Here is a 17,049-nt window from a genome sequence, read left to right on the forward strand (position 1 = left end):
AAGGCCGCCCCAAAAAACATTGTTTATCATAGAAAAGTGTAGTATCCTTACAACCTGGTATGGTGAGCCCGGATTACAACCCGGACGGATGATTTTTGTACGCTGATCATTTAAAACCCAGGACAAACGCAAATACATGGGCAACAGGACCTATCTAACCATCAGGACCGCTCCTGAACAACAGGAGGTATTATTCGAAGGCAATAACAGCCTCGCTTACTTCTGGTTACTGTTACTGAAAAGGAAAGATATAGAACAGGTACGGCCTGCTTTCCTTGCCTTATACGCTGCCGGCGAGACTGAAGAAACGGAGGAAGGACCGGAAGACACCTATGTGGACACCGATATCCGGATACCGCTGGCCGAAGCGCTGAGCAACGCCGCCGCGCACCGGCCCTACATAGAACAGGTGTATCCTTCGCTGCTGCCGCTTTATGACGACTGGCGGTCGTACCTCGCTACCGTCCCCTCCCATGACCAGGTATTGTACATCGACCTGGAGGAGTTCAGTGGTTTTTATGCCAACGTGAACCTGTTCATGGAAGAGCTGCTGGACTTTTATGAGCATGTATCCGCCAACAAAGCGTATTTTAAACCGGCCATCTCCGATACCACCGGCTGGGAGGCCATCGGCAGGAAGCAGTTTTATGCCTACTCGGGCCATTACCGGAACACGCCGGAGATCGTGGACTATCAGGAGCGAAGCCAGCCCGTCAAACCGCTGTCGGCCGGCTACAAGATACTGATCGGATGCTGGCTGGTTTTCTGTCTGGCGATGCTGGGCGCCGGCCTTTACAGCGTCGGCTACTTCCGTTCCGTTTGGCTGAGGGCCCTGATGGCGCTGCTTATCCTGACGCCCCTGTTGCTGCTGGCCATCGGCGGACTGGTCTGGCTGATAAATAAGGGAACCAAGACAAAATAGACGTAAATACTGAAGAAGAAACCATGCAATTACCGCTTTACCAGATAGATGCCTTCACCGACCGTCTTTTTGGCGGAAACCCCGCCTGTGTGATGCCCTTGCAGGAATGGCTGCCGGACGGGTTGCTGTTGCAGATAGCCCGGGAGAACGCCGTGGCCGAGACAGCCTTTTTTATGCCGCAGGGAGATGGATTTGCCTTACGCTGGTTTACTCCTGAAATTGAAATGGACCTCTGCGGGCACGCCACGCTGGCTACCGCTCATGCCATCCGTACCCTCCATGCGTATGCCGGCGATACGCTGCATTTTCATTCCCGCAGCGGCCTGCTGAAGGTCACGTTCGAGGGAGAGCGGTACGTCCTCTCCTTTCCGTCCCGCAAACCGGAGCCTGCGGCATTGCCCGTGGAAATTGCGGAGGCGCTGGACCGTATGCCCGTGGCGGTACTAAAGGCGCGTGACTACGTGCTGGTGTATGACACGGAAACGGACATACGGGAAATACGCATCGACCGTCAGCTGCTGGACCGCATTAATCTTGATCCCGGCGGCGTGGTGATTACCGCTCCGGGGAAGGACTGTGATTTCGTATCCCGCTATTTTACGCCGCAGTCCTCTATATTCGAAGATCCCGTTACCGGTTCGGCCCACTGTTCGCTCATTCCGTACTGGCGGGAACGCCTTCAGAAAACCGGGCTGCTGGCCCGGCAGCTGTCGGACCGCGGAGGCACATTGTACTGCACGGATGAGGGTGCTATTGTGAAGATGGCCGGGCATGCCCGGACCTATTTCACCGGCGCCTGCGAGGTGCCTGTTTCGTCGCAATCTTCCCTCCACAGTGCGTAAAGACTCCCCTCCATCATAGCAAAGCTGCTCGCGAGGCAGCCTTTTTTATCTCCCGATATAAAAATAAAATTTTGGTTTTCAGTTTATTACAATAACATATTGTATTTTTACGTCAGATTATTCGGGTTGGATGTTATGTTTGCGAAAGCCATTTGTTAATCTTTAAATATGTCGAAATATTTATCATTTATTTAACAGGTTTTTGTTAAATTTAGCTAAATGCAGGATGGAAGTTAATCATCGGCTCCACTCCAAAGCCACCCAGAGTAACCATTACTAAAAAGACGTATCTCGAGCGTAACCTCACATGAAAAATTTACAATCCAGATGAAAGCATTCAATGTCTTTATCCGATCGCTCACTCACTTAGGCAGAAGCAACTTCTACGAAAAAGAGCTGAATTACCGGATCACCAAGATCAATATTGTCGCGCTTTTACTGATCGTATTAGGTTCAGTCTTCGGTGTCACATATTGGCTCTCCTCCGGATACCTGAGTATCCTGATTGCTACCATGTTGGGCAATGTTTTGTTTGGACTGGTGCTATATGGTAATAAAAAGAAGAAACATGTGGCGGCCGGTGTGGCGCTCCAGGTGACGATCAACTTATCGACGCTTTATTTCGGCAGCATTCTGTCCGTTGCGGTAGACCCTATCTGGCTGACGCTTTTTCTGCTGATCTCCTGCCTTTCCTTTATTAAAGTGGGCAGGGCGCAGACGTACTGCCTGGCATTTTCGGCAGCTACCCTGTTATTCCTGGAGGTGAACCGCGCTATCCATATTCTGCCGCCGATGGACTTCAGTCCGGAGATGCTGAGCCTCATCTATTATTGTACGGCTTTTACAGTGATGACGCTGACCTCTATTTCATTGGTCACCCTGGTGCATTACAACGCCAAGCTGTTTCATACCATCACGGTGCGCAACCAGCAGCTGACCGACCTGAACCAGGAACTGCATGCCAGCAACACAAGACTGGAGCAACAGGTAAAAGAACGGACGGCCAACCTGGAAAAAGCTGTCACCGCCAAAAATATTTATGTCCGCGAGCTCACCCATGAGCTGAGAACGCCGCTGAATGCGATCTACAGTATTGCGCAACTGAAACTGCTCTCCGGCAAGGAAAAAAGCAGAAGCGAGAAAAAAGTGGACGAAGACCTGTTCATTGCCTGCCGTAACCTGCAGACGCTGATCAACAACACGCAGGACAAATGCAAGCTGGACACGGGGAACTTCGACGAAGTCAAAAAAGAGCATGTTCTCCTCTACAGCTGGATCACCAACATCGTAAATATTTACCAGTATTTCGCCAATGAAAAACGGGTAAAAATTGAACTGGAAGTGCAGGAGTCTTTTCCGGACGCCATTGTGGAAGACAGTATCAAACTGACTAAAATCGTTAACAATATCCTTGTAAACGCCATCAAATTCACCCGTAGCAATACTGTTATCTTCCTGCGCATCTACCGGGACGACACTCACTGGTACATAGCTGTAAGAGACCAGGGAGCCGGCATTTCGCCGGACAGAATGGCCACCTTGTTCAAAGAGTTTACCCGGACCACCATCAATTTTGCGGAAGGCAGCGGGCTGGGCCTCAACATCACCCATCACCTCGTTCGCATTCTGGGCGGTACCATCAAAGTACACAGTGAAATAGACGAGGGAACAGAATTCGTTGTATCCCTGCCGTTAGTACCTTTTACCGGCGAAATAAAGTCCGCGACCATCGACATCAAAGAAAACAACCTGATCTCTTTTGAAGGTAAAAAAATACTTGTGGTGGAAGACGACATCATGACCCAGCGTTATCTGTCGCTGCTGCTGAGCAAACGCGGCTTCTCCATTATGCATGCCGATAATGGCCAGGAAGCGTTGCTCAAAGCACACAATCATCCGGATGCCATCATTCTGGACATGAGCCTGCCGGGCAAATCAGGCAAAGATGTACTGAAAGAACTAAAAGCCAATCCTGCTTTAAGACACATCCCGGTGATCGCCGCATCTGCCGATACCGATGAAACCAACATTGATGAAATAATGCTGGAGGGGGCCAGCGCCTATATGATCAAACCAATCGATTTCCATATCTTGATTGATGTACTGGTCAAAAACCTACTCACGGGGGCAATCGTTAAAAATTAGTATTTAAGCAGATATCAACCGTTTTCCGTTTCTTTTTTTATCGCGCTTTACCGGCGCGACAGGTACCTTTTTGTTTATCACCGATTGTCACTATGTTTTATGAATCAAACCGAAACTACTGCGAAGATTGTCATTCCCAGGCTGTATTGCCCGTTCCCTACCAGTGTCAGTCCTTATGTGGAGCTGGTAGCCTCCAACACCTTTGACTTCCTGCACAAATACCAGCTGCTGGACAGCCCGGAAGACGAGCGTTACTTCGCCCGCTACAAAATGGCCTGGATGACCTGCCGGACCATGCCGAAGGCAAATTTTGAACTGCTGTGCTGTATCGACAACCTGTACAGCTGGCTGTTTGTGCTGGATGAGCAGCTGGACCACGTAAAGCCCTCTACCGCCTACATCCGCGAAGAGAATTACCTCCAGCAGCTGATAGATGGCTTTTCCTATGTGCTCAAACACAAGGTGTCACCGGTGGACAACAAATTCTTCCACGCGCTGGCCGACATCTGCGTACGCCTCGACGCGCTGAGCAGGCCCAGCTGGCAGTCGCAGTTCCTCATCAGCGTACAGGCAACTTTCGAAGCCGCGATATGGGAAGCGAAAAACAATAAAAACAGGGAGAAACATCCCACGGTGGCGCAGTACATGTATATGCGGCTGTTCTTTTCCGCCGCCAACATCGGCACAGATATCAACGAGCTGGCCACGGGCGTATGGCTGCCCATGTATGTATTACAACATCCGGACATGGTGCATCTGACCACACTGGCCAGAAGAGTGGTATGCTGGGCCAACGACCTGTTCTCTCTCCGTAAGGAACTGGAACACGGCGATGAGCACAATCTGGTGATGATGCTCAAATACCACCACAACACTACCCTTGAAGAGGCAGTGTTGATGGCGGCATCTATTCATGATAATGAAATCGGAGAATTTGTATCCTGCAGGGCGGCATTTCCTGACTTCGGGGAAGAACTGAACAAAAGGATACAGATCTATCTGGATGGACTGGAAACAATGGTTGCCGGCTTCTTCTACTGGAGCATTACGGACACTCCCCGCTATAACCCTTACTGATATACGCCCACGGCTGAAAACGTGACCGGTAACCTCGTAAAGCCTGTGATAATTGTACTCGGCGTCATCTCAATCCGGGCCCCCTCTTTGATCCGGAGCTTCCTGATACGGGAAAACACCACCTTTAACGCTATCTCTGTCTCCATCTTCGCCAGCGGCACTCCAAAACAATAATGTATGCCATGCCCGAAGCTCAGGCTGTCTGAATGGTTCGGACGGCGGAAATCAAATTTGTCCGGCTCCGGGAATACCTCCGGATCATGGTTGGCCGAAATCAGCCAGATATTGAGGTAGTCTCCTTTTTTAATCTGCTGTCCCCGCAGCTCCAGATCATGTTTGGCCACCCGCGTCATGGATTTGGCAGAAGGCAATACCCGCAGCACTTCGTTGATGATGTTGTCAAAATCCTCCGGATGCTCCAGGTAGTGGTCCAGCACCTCCGGGTGATGACAGAAAGTATAGGCGATATTCCCCAGCAAGGAGGACGTTGTTTCAAAACCGGCGAGGAACATGCCTACCACAGTGCCCAGCAGATCTTCATTGTTCAGCCTTTCACCGTTCACCTCCGACGCCAGCAGATGCGAGATCAGGTCGTCTTTGGGTTCTTCCCTCCGCATTTCAATCATTTTATCAAGATAGTTCGCAATTTGCTGCTGTGCTGCAAAAGACGCCTGCATCTCTTCCATCGTTTTTACATTCGTGACGATGGTAGTGACCCAGCTGTGCACCTGCGCATGATCTTCCGCCGGGATGCCCAGCAGTTGAGCAATCACCCGGTTTGGCAATGCAATGGCAAAATCATGGATAAAATCCATCTCCCCTTTTTCCAGCAACGGTTCAATAATCTCCTCACATTGTTGCCTGATCCATTCCGCATGCCTGGAAATCACCGACGGCACAAATACCTTCGCCACCAGCGAGCGCAGTTTCTTATGGTCCGGCGGATCGCTCTGGTTCAGGTTCCTGCCCATGATATTCTGTCCCAGGTTAGGGATAAAAAGATTGGAGAAGGAATGGTAGTCGCCCAGGACCTGCTTGGCTTCCTTGTGTGAGAAGATCTGCCATGCTCCTTTTACGCCGTAATAGAAAACAAATTCCGGATCATACACTACCGGGTTTTCGGCTCTCATTTTTGCAAACCAGGGAATTGAATTAGGAGAAATCATAAGTGACAATCATTTGTGCGGCCACCACATGCAGTAACCGCTGGTACATAAATAACGGTGATAAAACAAAAAAAACGGTGATAAACAGTATATCGTTACAATAAACAAAATACGGATTGTATTGCTATGTAACGCACAATAGTCGCAGTGTTAACCGAGCGTTAATCACAGCACTTTTACGAGTAAGCCCTGTTAAGCGCATGTTATGCCGATTTACCGCTGGTCGTAATTGACAACTGTCACATCCATAATGTGTTAACTTCAGTTATTGTTTTACTCCTACTCATGATCTATGGTAAACAGAAAAACCAGAATGACCGTACCGGTACCCGTTGCACTTGAACGCCTGCTGGATGAAATATTGCAGGAAGCCGCCTCGTTACAGGAAACAGACATCCAGTTGTCGGCCGACAAAACCGCGGCTGCCTGGGCCCTCGTGCCGGAACCGAAGTTCAACACCAGCTGCACGCTGATGGTGCTCAATGACCACCTGCTGCGCTTGCTGGATGCAGGCCGCATACAGGAAGCCAGCAACATTGCTGGGCTCTGGGTGGCAGACATCGAATCCAGCGCTGCACCGGTAAACGAACTAAGGCCGTATGTGCTCTTTGCCGCCTCCCTCCTCTATCTCAGCAAACCCTCAGCCGCCAAAACCATCATCCGCATGACCCGCAGCTACGGCGCCCGCAAATCGGATTTTAAAGGACTACCGGCCCTTTACTGGGACCTGTTTCTCAACACACAAATGGAAGATGCCGTGCTCATGAAACGTTTTCAGCAGGAAATACTGCAGCCGCAGCGCCAGCTGCCGGAAACCGAAGCCGTGGAGCTCCATCCGTTCATTGTAGACTATATGGCGCCCATGATACAGCTGGGCCACAGCGCCTTTGCAGCGGGCAATTATGAAAAGGCCGCCCGCTCCTGGATACGGGCCCTGAAACAGATACCGGAACCCAAATCCGAATTCGGTCAGAGCCTCACACTGAACGCCGCCATCGGCGATGCGTTTTTTCTGTTGCGGGACTATCAGCAGGCCTTGCCCTATCTCGAAGCAGCCAAAGCCAACATCGCGGAAAACGGGCAGGCCAACGCCTTTGTATTGCTACGCCTCGGAGAAGTGCTGCTGGAACTGGAAGAACATGCAGACGCCCGGGAATGCCTGCTGCGCGCGTATACGCTCGGAGGAGAAAAACTTTTTGAAAACGAAGCGCAGCCCTATCTTGATTTTTTGCACTCCTGCCTGGGAGTAACGCAGGACTGATTAGCGGCCGATAATTCCCGCGCAATCGAAAAAGGAAAAAACAGCCTTTCAAAAATTCCGGATCTCGAAAATAAATTGCCACGCATATACGTAGTTTCGCACCTTGTCCCGCCTTTTCCTAAGGCGGGAGAACAACAACGTTAATAAATGGCATGCGATGACTAAACCGGATATCAGGCAGTTGTGGGAAGGTATGGTGCAGGGAGATGAAACACTGTTCCTCCGTTTATTCAGACTGTTATATCCGGCGCTGCAGGCCTATGGCATGAAGATACAGCCCGATCAGGGCCTGGTAAAGGATGCTATCCATCAGACTTTTTTATATTTCTGGGAGAAGAGGGACCAGCTGGACCATGTTCTCCAGCATGAAGGATATATCTATACCTCTTTCAGGAGGCAACTGTTATCTGTTGCCAGGCAGCAGACCGACGGACTGTCTTTCCCCGGCGATTCCCTGGCAGCGGTTGCGGAGCAGGCCATTCCTTCCCATGAAGATTTTCTCATCCATCTCAACAGCACACAGGAGCTGCAGCAGGCTATTGCAGCCGCGATCGCGCGCCTGTCGGCAAGGAAACAACTGTTTATCCGCCTCCGGTACTATGAAGGATTGAGTTACGCAGACATCTCCGCCAGGACCGGCGTAGCAGAACGTACTATCTACAACAAGATACATGAATCCATTAAAAACCTCCGCCGGGAGCTGGCCAAAGCGGGCTTCCCGCAGGAGATCCTGTCTTCCGTACAACTGTTGCTGCGTTAGCCTCCGAAAAAAATAAAAAAATTTCCGCTTCAGAAGGGTAAAAACATTTCCGGCTTTCTCTCATATAATATAAAGCACCCTTCGATGCACGAGCCTATCACTATTGAACATCTTGTTCATTCAGACTCTTTTATTGCCTGTTGCCTGCAAAAGGATGCACAAGCCATCCGATACTGGCAGCAACGGCGAAAAGAACATCCGGAGCACCAGGCCGTCTTCGACAGCGCCGAACTGCTGGTACTGTCGTTGTACCGGTTTGGAATGGAACAGGACCTGTGCGAACAGGAAGAAAGGCTGAAAATGATGATACAGCCACCACCGGCCATAACGCCGGCCAACGTGCGAAAAACAAGCATCCGTATAGCCGCTGCGGCCAGCCTGGCGTTGCTTATCCTGACCGGCATCTACCTGTTTACCAGGCCCAAGCCCGCCGCCTGGGTGGTGCTCAGCAGTCCTGCCGGCCAGTTGCGTCACGTAACGTTGCCGGATGGTTCCACCGCCTGGCTATACAGCGGCAGCAGTATCCGCTATCAGCAGCCTTTTGCCGTACGCAGCATACAGTTGCTCGAAGGGGAAGCATGCTTCCGGGTAGTGCATGACAGCCTGCATCCATTCAGTGTGCAGCTGCCTTCCGGCAGACGCGTCACCGACCTGGGCACCGCCTTCAGCGTACAAAGCTATGGCAGCCTGCCGGAAGAACGTATAGGCGTGGCCGAAGGTTCCGTACAGGCAGACACCTTCAGCGTCTTACATGCCGGCGAAGGTATTGTTGCCGCCAAACGAAGCGGCGAATGGAAAAGTATTCCGTACCGGTCTACCACTGCCGACTGGGCACAAGGAAATATATCCCTCCAGGATGCCAGTTTCGGGGAACTGCAGCTGGTGCTGGAACAAACCTACGGCCTGACCATCATCCCTGACACCCCGGCGGTAGCCGCCTGCAGGATCACGACCTCCTTCCGGCGGTCAGACAATATTCACCAGATACTGGATGCGCTCAGGCTCATATACGGTATCACCTATACGATAAAAGGAAATACAGTACACCTGTCCGGGACGGGTTGTGCCAACTAAAAAAATGGACATCTTTTACTTATACAACAAACATGTGCGCAGTACGTGGTGTATGCTGCTGTTGCTGGTTATCGCCTGTCCCGCACAGGCATGGCAGAACACCCCCGCTCCCATCAGCGTCACCATTCCGGCGGGCACACTGGACGAAGCGCTGCAGGCACTGAGCAGGGCAAGCACCCTGCGCTTCACCTACAACCCGGCAGCTGCCAGGCAGGTGAAGACAAAGGGCGCCGGTTTTCGCAGGCAAACGGCAACGCATATACTGACCCAACTGCTGCAGGGCACAGGGCTCGGGTTCCGCCAGGAAGGAACACAGGTGGTGATCTTTCCGCAACCCGCCAAAACCAGTGAAGCGCCGCATCCGATGCCGGTCCCGCCCTCTCCCCCACTCACGTTTACCGGTACCGTCACAGACGAACGATACAAACCGCTTGAATTCGCCAGCGTACAGGTGACAGAAACAGGCCAGCAACTGGCTACCGACGAAAATGGCCGCTTCAGCATTCGTATACCCGACGGCGTTACCCGGTTGCAGCTGGGCATTTCCTATGTAGGAAAACAAGGGATCCGCGAGACAATAGACAGCGCCGCTTTCTCCCGCGGTAAAACATTCACCCTGCGCGAACTCAGCCTCTCGCTTGAAGGCGTACAGATCACCGCCACCCAAAAAGGCAGTCAGTCCAACTCGTCCATCCTGTTCGACCGTGAAGCTATCGAACAATCACAGGCTTTCAGCATGGCCGATATCTTAAACAACCTGCCGGGCAAGGAGATCAAAGCGCCCGACCTGCACCGCATACAAACACTGACCCTGCGGACGGCGGCAGAAAATGCTTCCGCCCAGAACAACTCACTCGGTACCGCTATTATCATCGACGATATACTTCAGTCCAACAATGCCAATATGCAAAACAAAAGCATTGGCATGTACGGCAAAAGCACCATTTCACAGGCCGGCCGTGGCAGCTTCGACGTGCCCTTCTCCGGCCTGGACCTCCGGGACATCCCTGTAAACAACATAGAACGCATCGAAGTGATTTCAGGCATCGCCGCCGCCAAATACGGCGATATCACCAATGGCGCCGTTATCATCGACCGGCAGGCCGGCAAAACGCCTTACCAGTTCAACCTCGGCATCAGCGGCTACTCTACCCAATATTCCCTGGCCAAAGGATTTGACCTCGGCGGTAAAAGAGGCGCTATGAACGTTTCACTCAACTACCTGAAAAGCAATGAAGACCCGCGCAACCGCATCCAGCAATATGCACGGTCTTCGGTAGGGCTGATGTGGACCGACTACCTGGCGCGGGATGTAAAGAATACCCTGTCTGTGAACCTGGGATTCCGGAACGATGATATCAAAATGGACCCGGAAGACAATACCGCTAAAATGACTTACGTCAAAAACTATACGCTCTCTGTCAGTAACCGCACGTCCATCAACCTGCACAACAAAATGTTGAACAACATCAGTCTGAGTATGGGATACAGCACGGGGAAACAGGAATCGTACACCCAGTTTGCCATGAACGGCAACCCTAAAGGCGTGGGCGATAAAGATACCACCGGCATTTACGAAGGATATTATATCCCCGGTATTTTCACCGCTGTGGACCACATCACAGGCCGGCCCGCCAACTTCAATGCCAACCTGAGCTTCAGCGGTGCTGTCACAACCGGGAAACTGCTGCACCGGCTCAGCGCCGGCGGCAACCTCTACGTGTCTGCCAACAATGGCCAGGGAGTGATTGTAGACCCGCTGGCGCCGCGGTATACCAACCTTAGCTACCAAAATCAGCGCCCTTACAGCTTCAACCTGTTACCCGCCATCGTGAACACCGGCTATTATGTACAGGATAATCTCAATATCCGTATAGGCGCCCGCACCCTGGCCGTGAATGCCGGTTTACGGCTGGACCTGCAAAACGGCTGGGGAACATTACAGCCCCGCATCAACAGTTCCTACCGGTTCAACGAGCGCTGGGAACTGACCTTCGGCTACGGCATCGCCACCAAATCGCCTTCTATGGCCTATCGCTACCCCGCGCCTACTTATTTCGATATTCCCCTGCTGCAGGTATACGACCCCGCTCCCGGTAAACGGGTGTACCTGGTGTATACCGAAAAAATCCTGCAGGACAACAGTCACCTGAAGCCCATGAAAGCCACCCAGTTTGAATGGGGCATCAAATACAACAGTCCCCTGATCAGCAGCTCCCTGTTTGCCTACTACAAACATAACCGCGACGGCTTCTCCACTTCGCAGGAATACCGGCTGTTTACCGTACCGGTATATAACCATAAAATCGTGGACGACCGTATCACTTACTGGCCGACAGACAGTACTATCACCCGCTCCGGGCTGGGCTACAGCACCGTGGCCAACAGCACGAACAGTAAAGACATGGGCGTGGAGTGGTTTGTGAACACCGGCAGGATAAAAGCTATACAAACCAGCTTCTCACTGGTATCGTCGTTTAGCTTCAGCCGGTTTTCCGATTCGCGGCAGCGGATAAAGCTGGCGAGCGACGATATGGCGACGCTTTATCATCTCTGGTATGGCACCTACCCTCCTGACCAATATAAAAACTGGACGCTGACCAGCAAGCTGACCACCACGACACACATTCCCCGGCTGGGCTTTTTTATCAATATCGCCACGGATTTCGTCTGGCAGAAACGGCGGGTGAACCTGGCCAACTCCGGTGAACTGACCGGTTACACAGACCTCGACGGCCGTTATACGCCGGTGGCCAAGCCGGATATAAACAATCCCATTCACCAGGCCTTTGGTCCTTACAGCACCGCGGAAGCAGAAAGCAGCGAACCGTTTTATTTCAACATACATCTCCAGGTAGCCAAGGAGATCCGGCAGAAAATACGGTTCTCCGTGCGCGCCTATAATGTGTTTAACATTCTCTACAACGATTACCTAGAACAAAACAACAGCATTCGGAAATTAACCACACCGGTGAGTTTATCCGGTGAGATATCATTAAAATTCTAAAATATACATCATGCAGAAAAATCTGTTTCGTATAGCCATTGCCTTTATTATGCTCCTGGCGGCCTGTAAGAAAGACAACGATACTGGCTTGCAACCGGTATCCATCAGCGTAGGGCTGAAAGTAGCCGAAGAAATGGGCAAACTCGACATCTCCTTTAAATCTGCCAAAGTCACCATCTCCAATGTGGTGACAGGCCAAAAGTACACAGGCGTAGTGGAGACCGACGCCGGGCAGGTGACATTCAACAGCGTAGTCCCGGGTAGTTACAACATTGCCGTTACCCTCGACGTATCGGCCCAGGCGTACGAAGCGGCCACAGGTATCAAAGCAGACGGCAACGTGTTCTTCTCCGGCGCCGCCGACGCACAAGCAGCCGTGGCGCCTCAGAATAATTTCACCGTTGAACTGAGGACCGGCAGCAGCAATACCACCTGGCTGATCAAACAGATCTATTACGCCGGCTCAGATACCAAAGACGGCGCACTTTTCCGTGATCAGTTTGTAGAGCTGTACAACAACTCCGACCAGGTATTGTATGCCGACAGCCTGTACCTCTGCCAGGTGGAAGGTATTGAGACTCCGCTGGAACAAATAGATTTCACCAAACCCTGGGTATTGCCCAGCGGACAGTGGAACTGGGCCGTTGCCACCGGTATGGCCGCCACCAACCCCAACACCGACTACATTTACGCCGCTTCTTTATTCCGCATCCCCGGCGACGGTAAAACGTACCCGGTACAACCCGGCGCCAGCATCATTATTGCTGCCACCGCCATTAACCACAAAGCACCCTACCAGGACGCCAACGGCAAAACTATCTCTGTGCGCAACCCGGAGCTGACGGTCGATTTACAGGGCGCCGACTTCGACGTATACATGGGCGATCAGCCAGGCATCACCCCCCTGGCGTCTGATCTGAATACCAACAAACCGCATCTGGCCGTAGTCCATAATTTCAACCGTGACATGGTACTGGACAACAACGGTCGCGAAGGCATTATGATCTTCCGCAGCCAGGCGGCCACGGCTACCTGGAAGTCATATAAGACACCCAATAATGTGGCGGCCGGCAAACTGAAAATGCAGCTGCCTAAAAAGGACATCCAGGTACTGGATGCCGTGGAAATGAAACAGACGCCGCTCAACAAACGTGGCCCCAAGCGCTTTTCGCTGGACCTCGACGCCGGTTTCAATTTTGTAAGCAACGGCTCCTACAGTTCACAGGCCCTGTTACGCAAAACGAAACAGCGTAGTGCCGGCCGCGTTATCCTGCAAGACACCAATAATTCCTCTGTGGACTTCATTACCATCAAGGCAGATCCTTCCAGGAAAGCATTTTCCAATTGAGGTATCACCACTGATCTGATATGAAAAAATTTTATCTGCTTATCACTTGCCAACTATTATCCGCAGGCGTCATCGCGCAAAGCGATGGCGCTTCGGATAGCCTGCTGACCTACCGCGCCACTGCCCTGCAATTCCGGCAGGCCGCACAGGGTGTGACCCTGTTACAGCACTATGCCTCCGGCAATGTGGGCATCGTTTCCCTGCAGGGTACAGCCGCCAGTGGCGGTTACCGGCTGGCGCAGGAACCGCAGCAGCACAGGGTGGCTTCGTTTGGTAGTGAAGGTATAAAGGAAGCCGGCCGGTTTAAATTATACGGTCAGTTTACGTATAGCCGTACCTGGGATGACAGCCTTGCCTGGATGCTCTCCGGCATAGCTGCGGACAACCGCCCTTACTATTTTGCCGCCGGCAAAGCCGGTAAGTATGACCGGCAGTCGTACCAGATGAAGGGACTGGCAGCCTACACCCTGCGCCCTGACAAATGGTACGCCGGCGCGGGTGTTTCCTACCGCTACCAGACGGCCTTCCGCTCCGTAGATCCACGGCCGTCCGTACGGCAGTTTTCGCTCGCTGTGCAGCCCGAAATTACCTGGAAAAATGGCCGTCACTGGCTGGGCATACAACCGATGATAGGCTACGGTTACGAAAATACTTCCGTGCAATACAAGAACACCCAGTACCAGCATAACTATGACAGTTATCCCGAACGCCGCACCTGGCTGATGATGGGCATGGGGTATATGCAACCGCGGAGTGGTCAGGGGGAACAAATGAACATCCGCATCCGGAAGAACGGGCTTACCCTCTTTCACCAATATCATTATGCGGGATGGGATTTCAACACACAGGCGGGCTGGGACCGGGAAAAGGCGGTGTTCTCCCCTCCTTCCGAAAGTTCACTGAAAGAAACACAGTGGGGCACGTATACCCTTAACTGTTATCAGCTGCATATGCTTGCGCAACAGGGCTTACGGCACAGTATACAACTCCACGCGGTGCTCCGCAACGGCGAAGATTTCAACAGCTACGCCGTGCCACCGCTGGTACAGGCGCTGAATGCCAGCAACTATCGCTACCGATACCGACAGGTGGCGGCTGAATACAGTCGCCTCAGCGCCCGGGAAAACGGTTGGGTACCCGGATGGGGCGGATCATTGCAGTGGCAGCAGGAAGAGAAACAGGACTTCATCACCGCGCATCAGTTGAGCTACAGCAGGCTGACGCCCGTCCTCTTCGGGGAACTGCACCGGGACCGGCATGGCGATCGTTTTCATACCCGGCTCGCCGGTGGTGTGCAATTGCCGTTATCTGCCGGTGTGCATGTGTTGCCCACGCAAATGACCGCTTTTTCGCGGGAGGTCGTGTATCGTGATTATTACTATTATGGCGCCACAGCAGTTTCGCTGGACTGGCAGGCCACTTATATTACCCGGAGAGTTCTGCATACGTTGCCTGCGGGGATAACGCTGCGGGTAAAATATACGCAGGCGCCGGGGAACATACAACCGTCCGAACCGCTGGCGACAGCGCCGGGCAACAGCTATCTCTGGTCGTCACTGGCCTTTAACCTATATTTATAAATCACTGTGTCTTTTTCATGAAACGAATTGCCGTTATATTATCTTCTTTGTTATTACTGATGCTGACAACGGCTTTGCGCCGGGGCACGCAGGAAGTGCCGCTGACAGGCGACAGCCTGCGGCGGTTATATGCCCGCCCGGTCAGCGAATGGCCGCGTCCCACGATCGATAGCGGTGTGGTATGGAAAGAATTTGCCGCTATACCATTGGACACGGCCCTTCCCAGGTTGCTGGAAGATCCGGAGGTGAACCTTGGTAAAACGCTTTTTTTTGATCCCCGTTTGTCCGGCTCCAACCAGATATCCTGCAGCAGTTGCCATGACCCGGACCTCGCCTGGGGCGACGGTCGCACCGTTTCGCTGGGGCACGACCACCTTCAGGGCACCCGCAATACGCCATCGTTGCTGAATGTGGGGATACATGAGGCTTTTTTCTGGGATGGCCGTTCCTCTTCCCTGGAAGACCAGGCTATCAATCCCATTGCCACACATCATGAAATGAACATGGAGCCGCCTTTGCTGGCCGCCAAGCTGAATAAGATCGAAGGTTACAAGGCGCTGTTCCGGCAAGCTTACGGCACTGAGCGTATTGACTTTGACCAGATCGTGAAAGCGATTGCCGCGTTTGAGAAAACGATCCACAGCCGCACATCGCGGTTTGACCAATTTCTCAACGGCAACTACCAGCGAATGACGGACGAAGAGATACAGGGCATGCATCTGTTCCGCACTAAAGCACGCTGCATGAACTGCCACAACGGGCAATACCTGACAGACGGGCAATTTCACAATATAGGCCTCACCTACTACGGCCGGAAGTACGAAGACCTTGGCCGTTATAACTTTACCAAAGACACCGCCGATGTTGGAAAGTTCCGTACCCCTTCCCTGCGCGATGTGATGCTCACCCGGCCGTGGATGCACAACGGCCTGTTTGATAATATGGAGGGCATTCTGAACATCTACAACAGCGGTATGCATATGATGAAGCCACGGCCTGGCCGGGAGAACGATCCGATGTTCCCCAAAACAGACCCGTTGATGCAGCCGCTGCAGTTGACGCCGGCCGACAAGAAAGCGCTGATCGCTTTCCTTCACTCCGTTACCGGTGTGCCCTACAAAATGAGACGGCCGGTGCTGCCGCAATAAAACACTATCTATAATACGCCGTACAGCCCTTTCCGTCATTAACGGGAAGGGCTGTACGCTGTCAGCAGCATGTTCGTCAGCCGGGGAAGGTGTCTGCCCGCTCCGCCCACAGGCTGTCCGGGTAGGTTTGCCGCAGTTCACGCCAGTAGGGCACCAGTGCATCAAATGATTTGCCTTCGGCGAAGAAAGCCGCTACGCCCAGCCAGTATAATACTTCCTGGTGCAGCGCCGGATGCGGTGCGTCGGTGATCAGTCCGTTCAACAACGAAAGTCCGTCTGCCGCTTTGCCCCGGCGCATGGCCAGCAGTGCCCTGCCAATGGTCAGTTCTGCCAGGAACTGATGCGGCGGCAGGTAGCCCGTCGCTTCCCGGAGGACACTGCCGTCCGGTGTATACACCAAAAAGGTGGGCGCCCATATCAGCGCACGTGTCAGGTATTTGGTGGCGAATGCTTTCGTCACTTCCTTCAGGTTGAACATCACCAGCACATAGTGTTCCTCCAGGTAGTCACGCACCTGTTCATCTTCATAGGTCACCGCATCCATGCGCTGACAGCCTTTACAGTCGTCTGCCCAGAAGTCGATCAGCAAAGGACGCTGCTCCGCTTTTGCCAGCGCAAATGCTTCTTCCACCTGTTGCCCGGTAAAATGTTTAATTGCTGTTTGCATATGTCTTGAATTTTATTTCTCAAAGGTAGCCACCGATCTAACATGAGAAAAA

13 protein-coding genes are annotated in these 17,049 nt (G+C 52.5%); 11 read left to right on the top strand and 2 right to left on the bottom strand.

What is annotated here, in order from left to right:
- The first annotated feature begins 136 nt into the window (after window positions 1-136).
- The 4 genes from HF324_RS19120 (at window position 137) to HF324_RS19135 (ending at window position 4,986) form a co-directional block, all read left to right on the top strand.
- A complete protein-coding gene (locus HF324_RS19120; protein WP_168860548.1) occupies window positions 137-922 on the top strand; it encodes a hypothetical protein in 786 nt (261 codons plus the stop codon).
- A gap of 23 nt (window positions 923-945) precedes the next feature.
- Window positions 946-1,764 (top strand): PhzF family phenazine biosynthesis protein, encoded by an 819-nt coding sequence (locus HF324_RS19125; protein ID WP_168860549.1) that lies wholly within the window; start codon window positions 946-948, stop codon window positions 1,762-1,764.
- A gap of 327 nt (window positions 1,765-2,091) precedes the next feature.
- Window positions 2,092-3,909 (top strand): hybrid sensor histidine kinase/response regulator, encoded by a 1,818-nt coding sequence (locus HF324_RS19130; RefSeq protein ID WP_168804015.1) that lies wholly within the window; start codon window positions 2,092-2,094, stop codon window positions 3,907-3,909.
- A gap of 99 nt (window positions 3,910-4,008) precedes the next feature.
- Window positions 4,009-4,986, top strand: a complete 978-nt coding sequence (locus tag HF324_RS19135) for a terpene synthase family protein (RefSeq protein ID WP_168804016.1) — start codon at window positions 4,009-4,011, stop codon at window positions 4,984-4,986.
- Here HF324_RS19135 and HF324_RS19140 read toward each other — a convergent pair.
- Entirely contained in the window at window positions 4,980-6,116 is a 1,137-nt protein-coding gene (locus HF324_RS19140) for a cytochrome P450 (RefSeq protein ID WP_168804017.1), read from the bottom strand. The genes HF324_RS19135 and HF324_RS19140 overlap by 7 nt on opposite strands.
- Window positions 6,117-6,444: 328 nt before the next feature.
- On the opposite strand from HF324_RS19140, the gene HF324_RS19145 reads away from it, so the two are divergent.
- From HF324_RS19145 to HF324_RS19175, 7 genes are all read left to right on the top strand, one after another.
- Window positions 6,445-7,413, top strand: coding sequence for a hypothetical protein (locus HF324_RS19145; protein WP_168860550.1), 969 nt, complete (start codon window positions 6,445-6,447; stop codon window positions 7,411-7,413).
- Window positions 7,414-7,570: 157 nt separating this feature from the next.
- Window positions 7,571-8,173: an RNA polymerase sigma factor gene (locus HF324_RS19150; protein WP_168804019.1), complete on the top strand. Its 603-nt coding sequence runs from the start codon at window positions 7,571-7,573 to the stop codon at window positions 8,171-8,173.
- A gap of 84 nt (window positions 8,174-8,257) precedes the next feature.
- Complete coding sequence (locus HF324_RS19155; protein WP_168804020.1) at window positions 8,258-9,247, top strand: FecR family protein; 990 nt, start codon at window positions 8,258-8,260, stop codon at window positions 9,245-9,247.
- Window positions 9,248-9,251: 4 nt separating this feature from the next.
- Window positions 9,252-12,254: a TonB-dependent receptor domain-containing protein gene (locus tag HF324_RS19160; protein ID WP_168860551.1), complete on the top strand. Its 3,003-nt coding sequence runs from the start codon at window positions 9,252-9,254 to the stop codon at window positions 12,252-12,254.
- A gap of 10 nt (window positions 12,255-12,264) precedes the next feature.
- Window positions 12,265-13,602: a DUF4876 domain-containing protein gene (locus tag HF324_RS19165; RefSeq protein ID WP_168804022.1), complete on the top strand. Its 1,338-nt coding sequence runs from the start codon at window positions 12,265-12,267 to the stop codon at window positions 13,600-13,602.
- Window positions 13,603-13,622: 20 nt separating this feature from the next.
- Window positions 13,623-15,182 carry a DUF6850 family outer membrane beta-barrel protein gene (locus HF324_RS19170; RefSeq protein WP_168860552.1) on the top strand — a complete coding sequence of 520 codons (1,560 nt, stop codon included), beginning with the start codon at window positions 13,623-13,625 and terminating at the stop codon, window positions 15,180-15,182.
- 17 nt (window positions 15,183-15,199) lie between these two features.
- Window positions 15,200-16,330 carry a cytochrome-c peroxidase gene (locus HF324_RS19175; protein ID WP_168804024.1) on the top strand — a complete coding sequence of 377 codons (1,131 nt, stop codon included), beginning with the start codon at window positions 15,200-15,202 and terminating at the stop codon, window positions 16,328-16,330.
- Between the two features lie 76 nt (window positions 16,331-16,406).
- Here HF324_RS19175 and HF324_RS19180 read toward each other — a convergent pair whose 3' ends face one another.
- Window positions 16,407-16,997 carry a thioredoxin family protein gene (locus tag HF324_RS19180; RefSeq protein ID WP_168860553.1) on the bottom strand — a complete coding sequence of 197 codons (591 nt, stop codon included), beginning with the start codon at window positions 16,995-16,997 and terminating at the stop codon, window positions 16,407-16,409.
- Window positions 16,998-17,049 lie beyond the last annotated feature (52 nt).

The sequence above is a fragment of the Chitinophaga oryzae genome (genome assembly GCF_012516375.2).
Taxonomy (GTDB): Bacteria; Bacteroidota; Bacteroidia; order Chitinophagales; family Chitinophagaceae; genus Chitinophaga; species Chitinophaga oryzae.

Bases quoted from the DNA above. Each gene is read 5' to 3' on its own strand.
- HF324_RS19120 (WP_168860548.1), top strand. From the start codon at position 137: ATGGGCAACAGGACCTATCTAACCATCAGGACCGCTCCTGAACAACAG.
- HF324_RS19125 (WP_168860549.1), top strand. From the start codon at position 946: ATGCAATTACCGCTTTACCAGATAGATGCCTTCACCGACCGTCTTTTT.
- HF324_RS19130 (WP_168804015.1), top strand. From the start codon at position 2,092: ATGAAAGCATTCAATGTCTTTATCCGATCGCTCACTCACTTAGGCAGA.
- HF324_RS19135 (WP_168804016.1), top strand. From the start codon at position 4,009: ATGAATCAAACCGAAACTACTGCGAAGATTGTCATTCCCAGGCTGTAT.
- HF324_RS19140 (WP_168804017.1), bottom strand. From the start codon at position 6,116: ATGAGAGCCGAAAACCCGGTAGTGTATGATCCGGAATTTGTTTTCTAT.
- HF324_RS19145 (WP_168860550.1), top strand. From the start codon at position 6,445: ATGGTAAACAGAAAAACCAGAATGACCGTACCGGTACCCGTTGCACTT.
- HF324_RS19150 (WP_168804019.1), top strand. From the start codon at position 7,571: ATGACTAAACCGGATATCAGGCAGTTGTGGGAAGGTATGGTGCAGGGA.
- HF324_RS19155 (WP_168804020.1), top strand. From the start codon at position 8,258: ATGCACGAGCCTATCACTATTGAACATCTTGTTCATTCAGACTCTTTT.
- HF324_RS19160 (WP_168860551.1), top strand. From the start codon at position 9,252: ATGGACATCTTTTACTTATACAACAAACATGTGCGCAGTACGTGGTGT.
- HF324_RS19165 (WP_168804022.1), top strand. From the start codon at position 12,265: ATGCAGAAAAATCTGTTTCGTATAGCCATTGCCTTTATTATGCTCCTG.
- HF324_RS19170 (WP_168860552.1), top strand. From the start codon at position 13,623: ATGAAAAAATTTTATCTGCTTATCACTTGCCAACTATTATCCGCAGGC.
- HF324_RS19175 (WP_168804024.1), top strand. From the start codon at position 15,200: ATGAAACGAATTGCCGTTATATTATCTTCTTTGTTATTACTGATGCTG.
- HF324_RS19180 (WP_168860553.1), bottom strand. From the start codon at position 16,997: ATGCAAACAGCAATTAAACATTTTACCGGGCAACAGGTGGAAGAAGCA.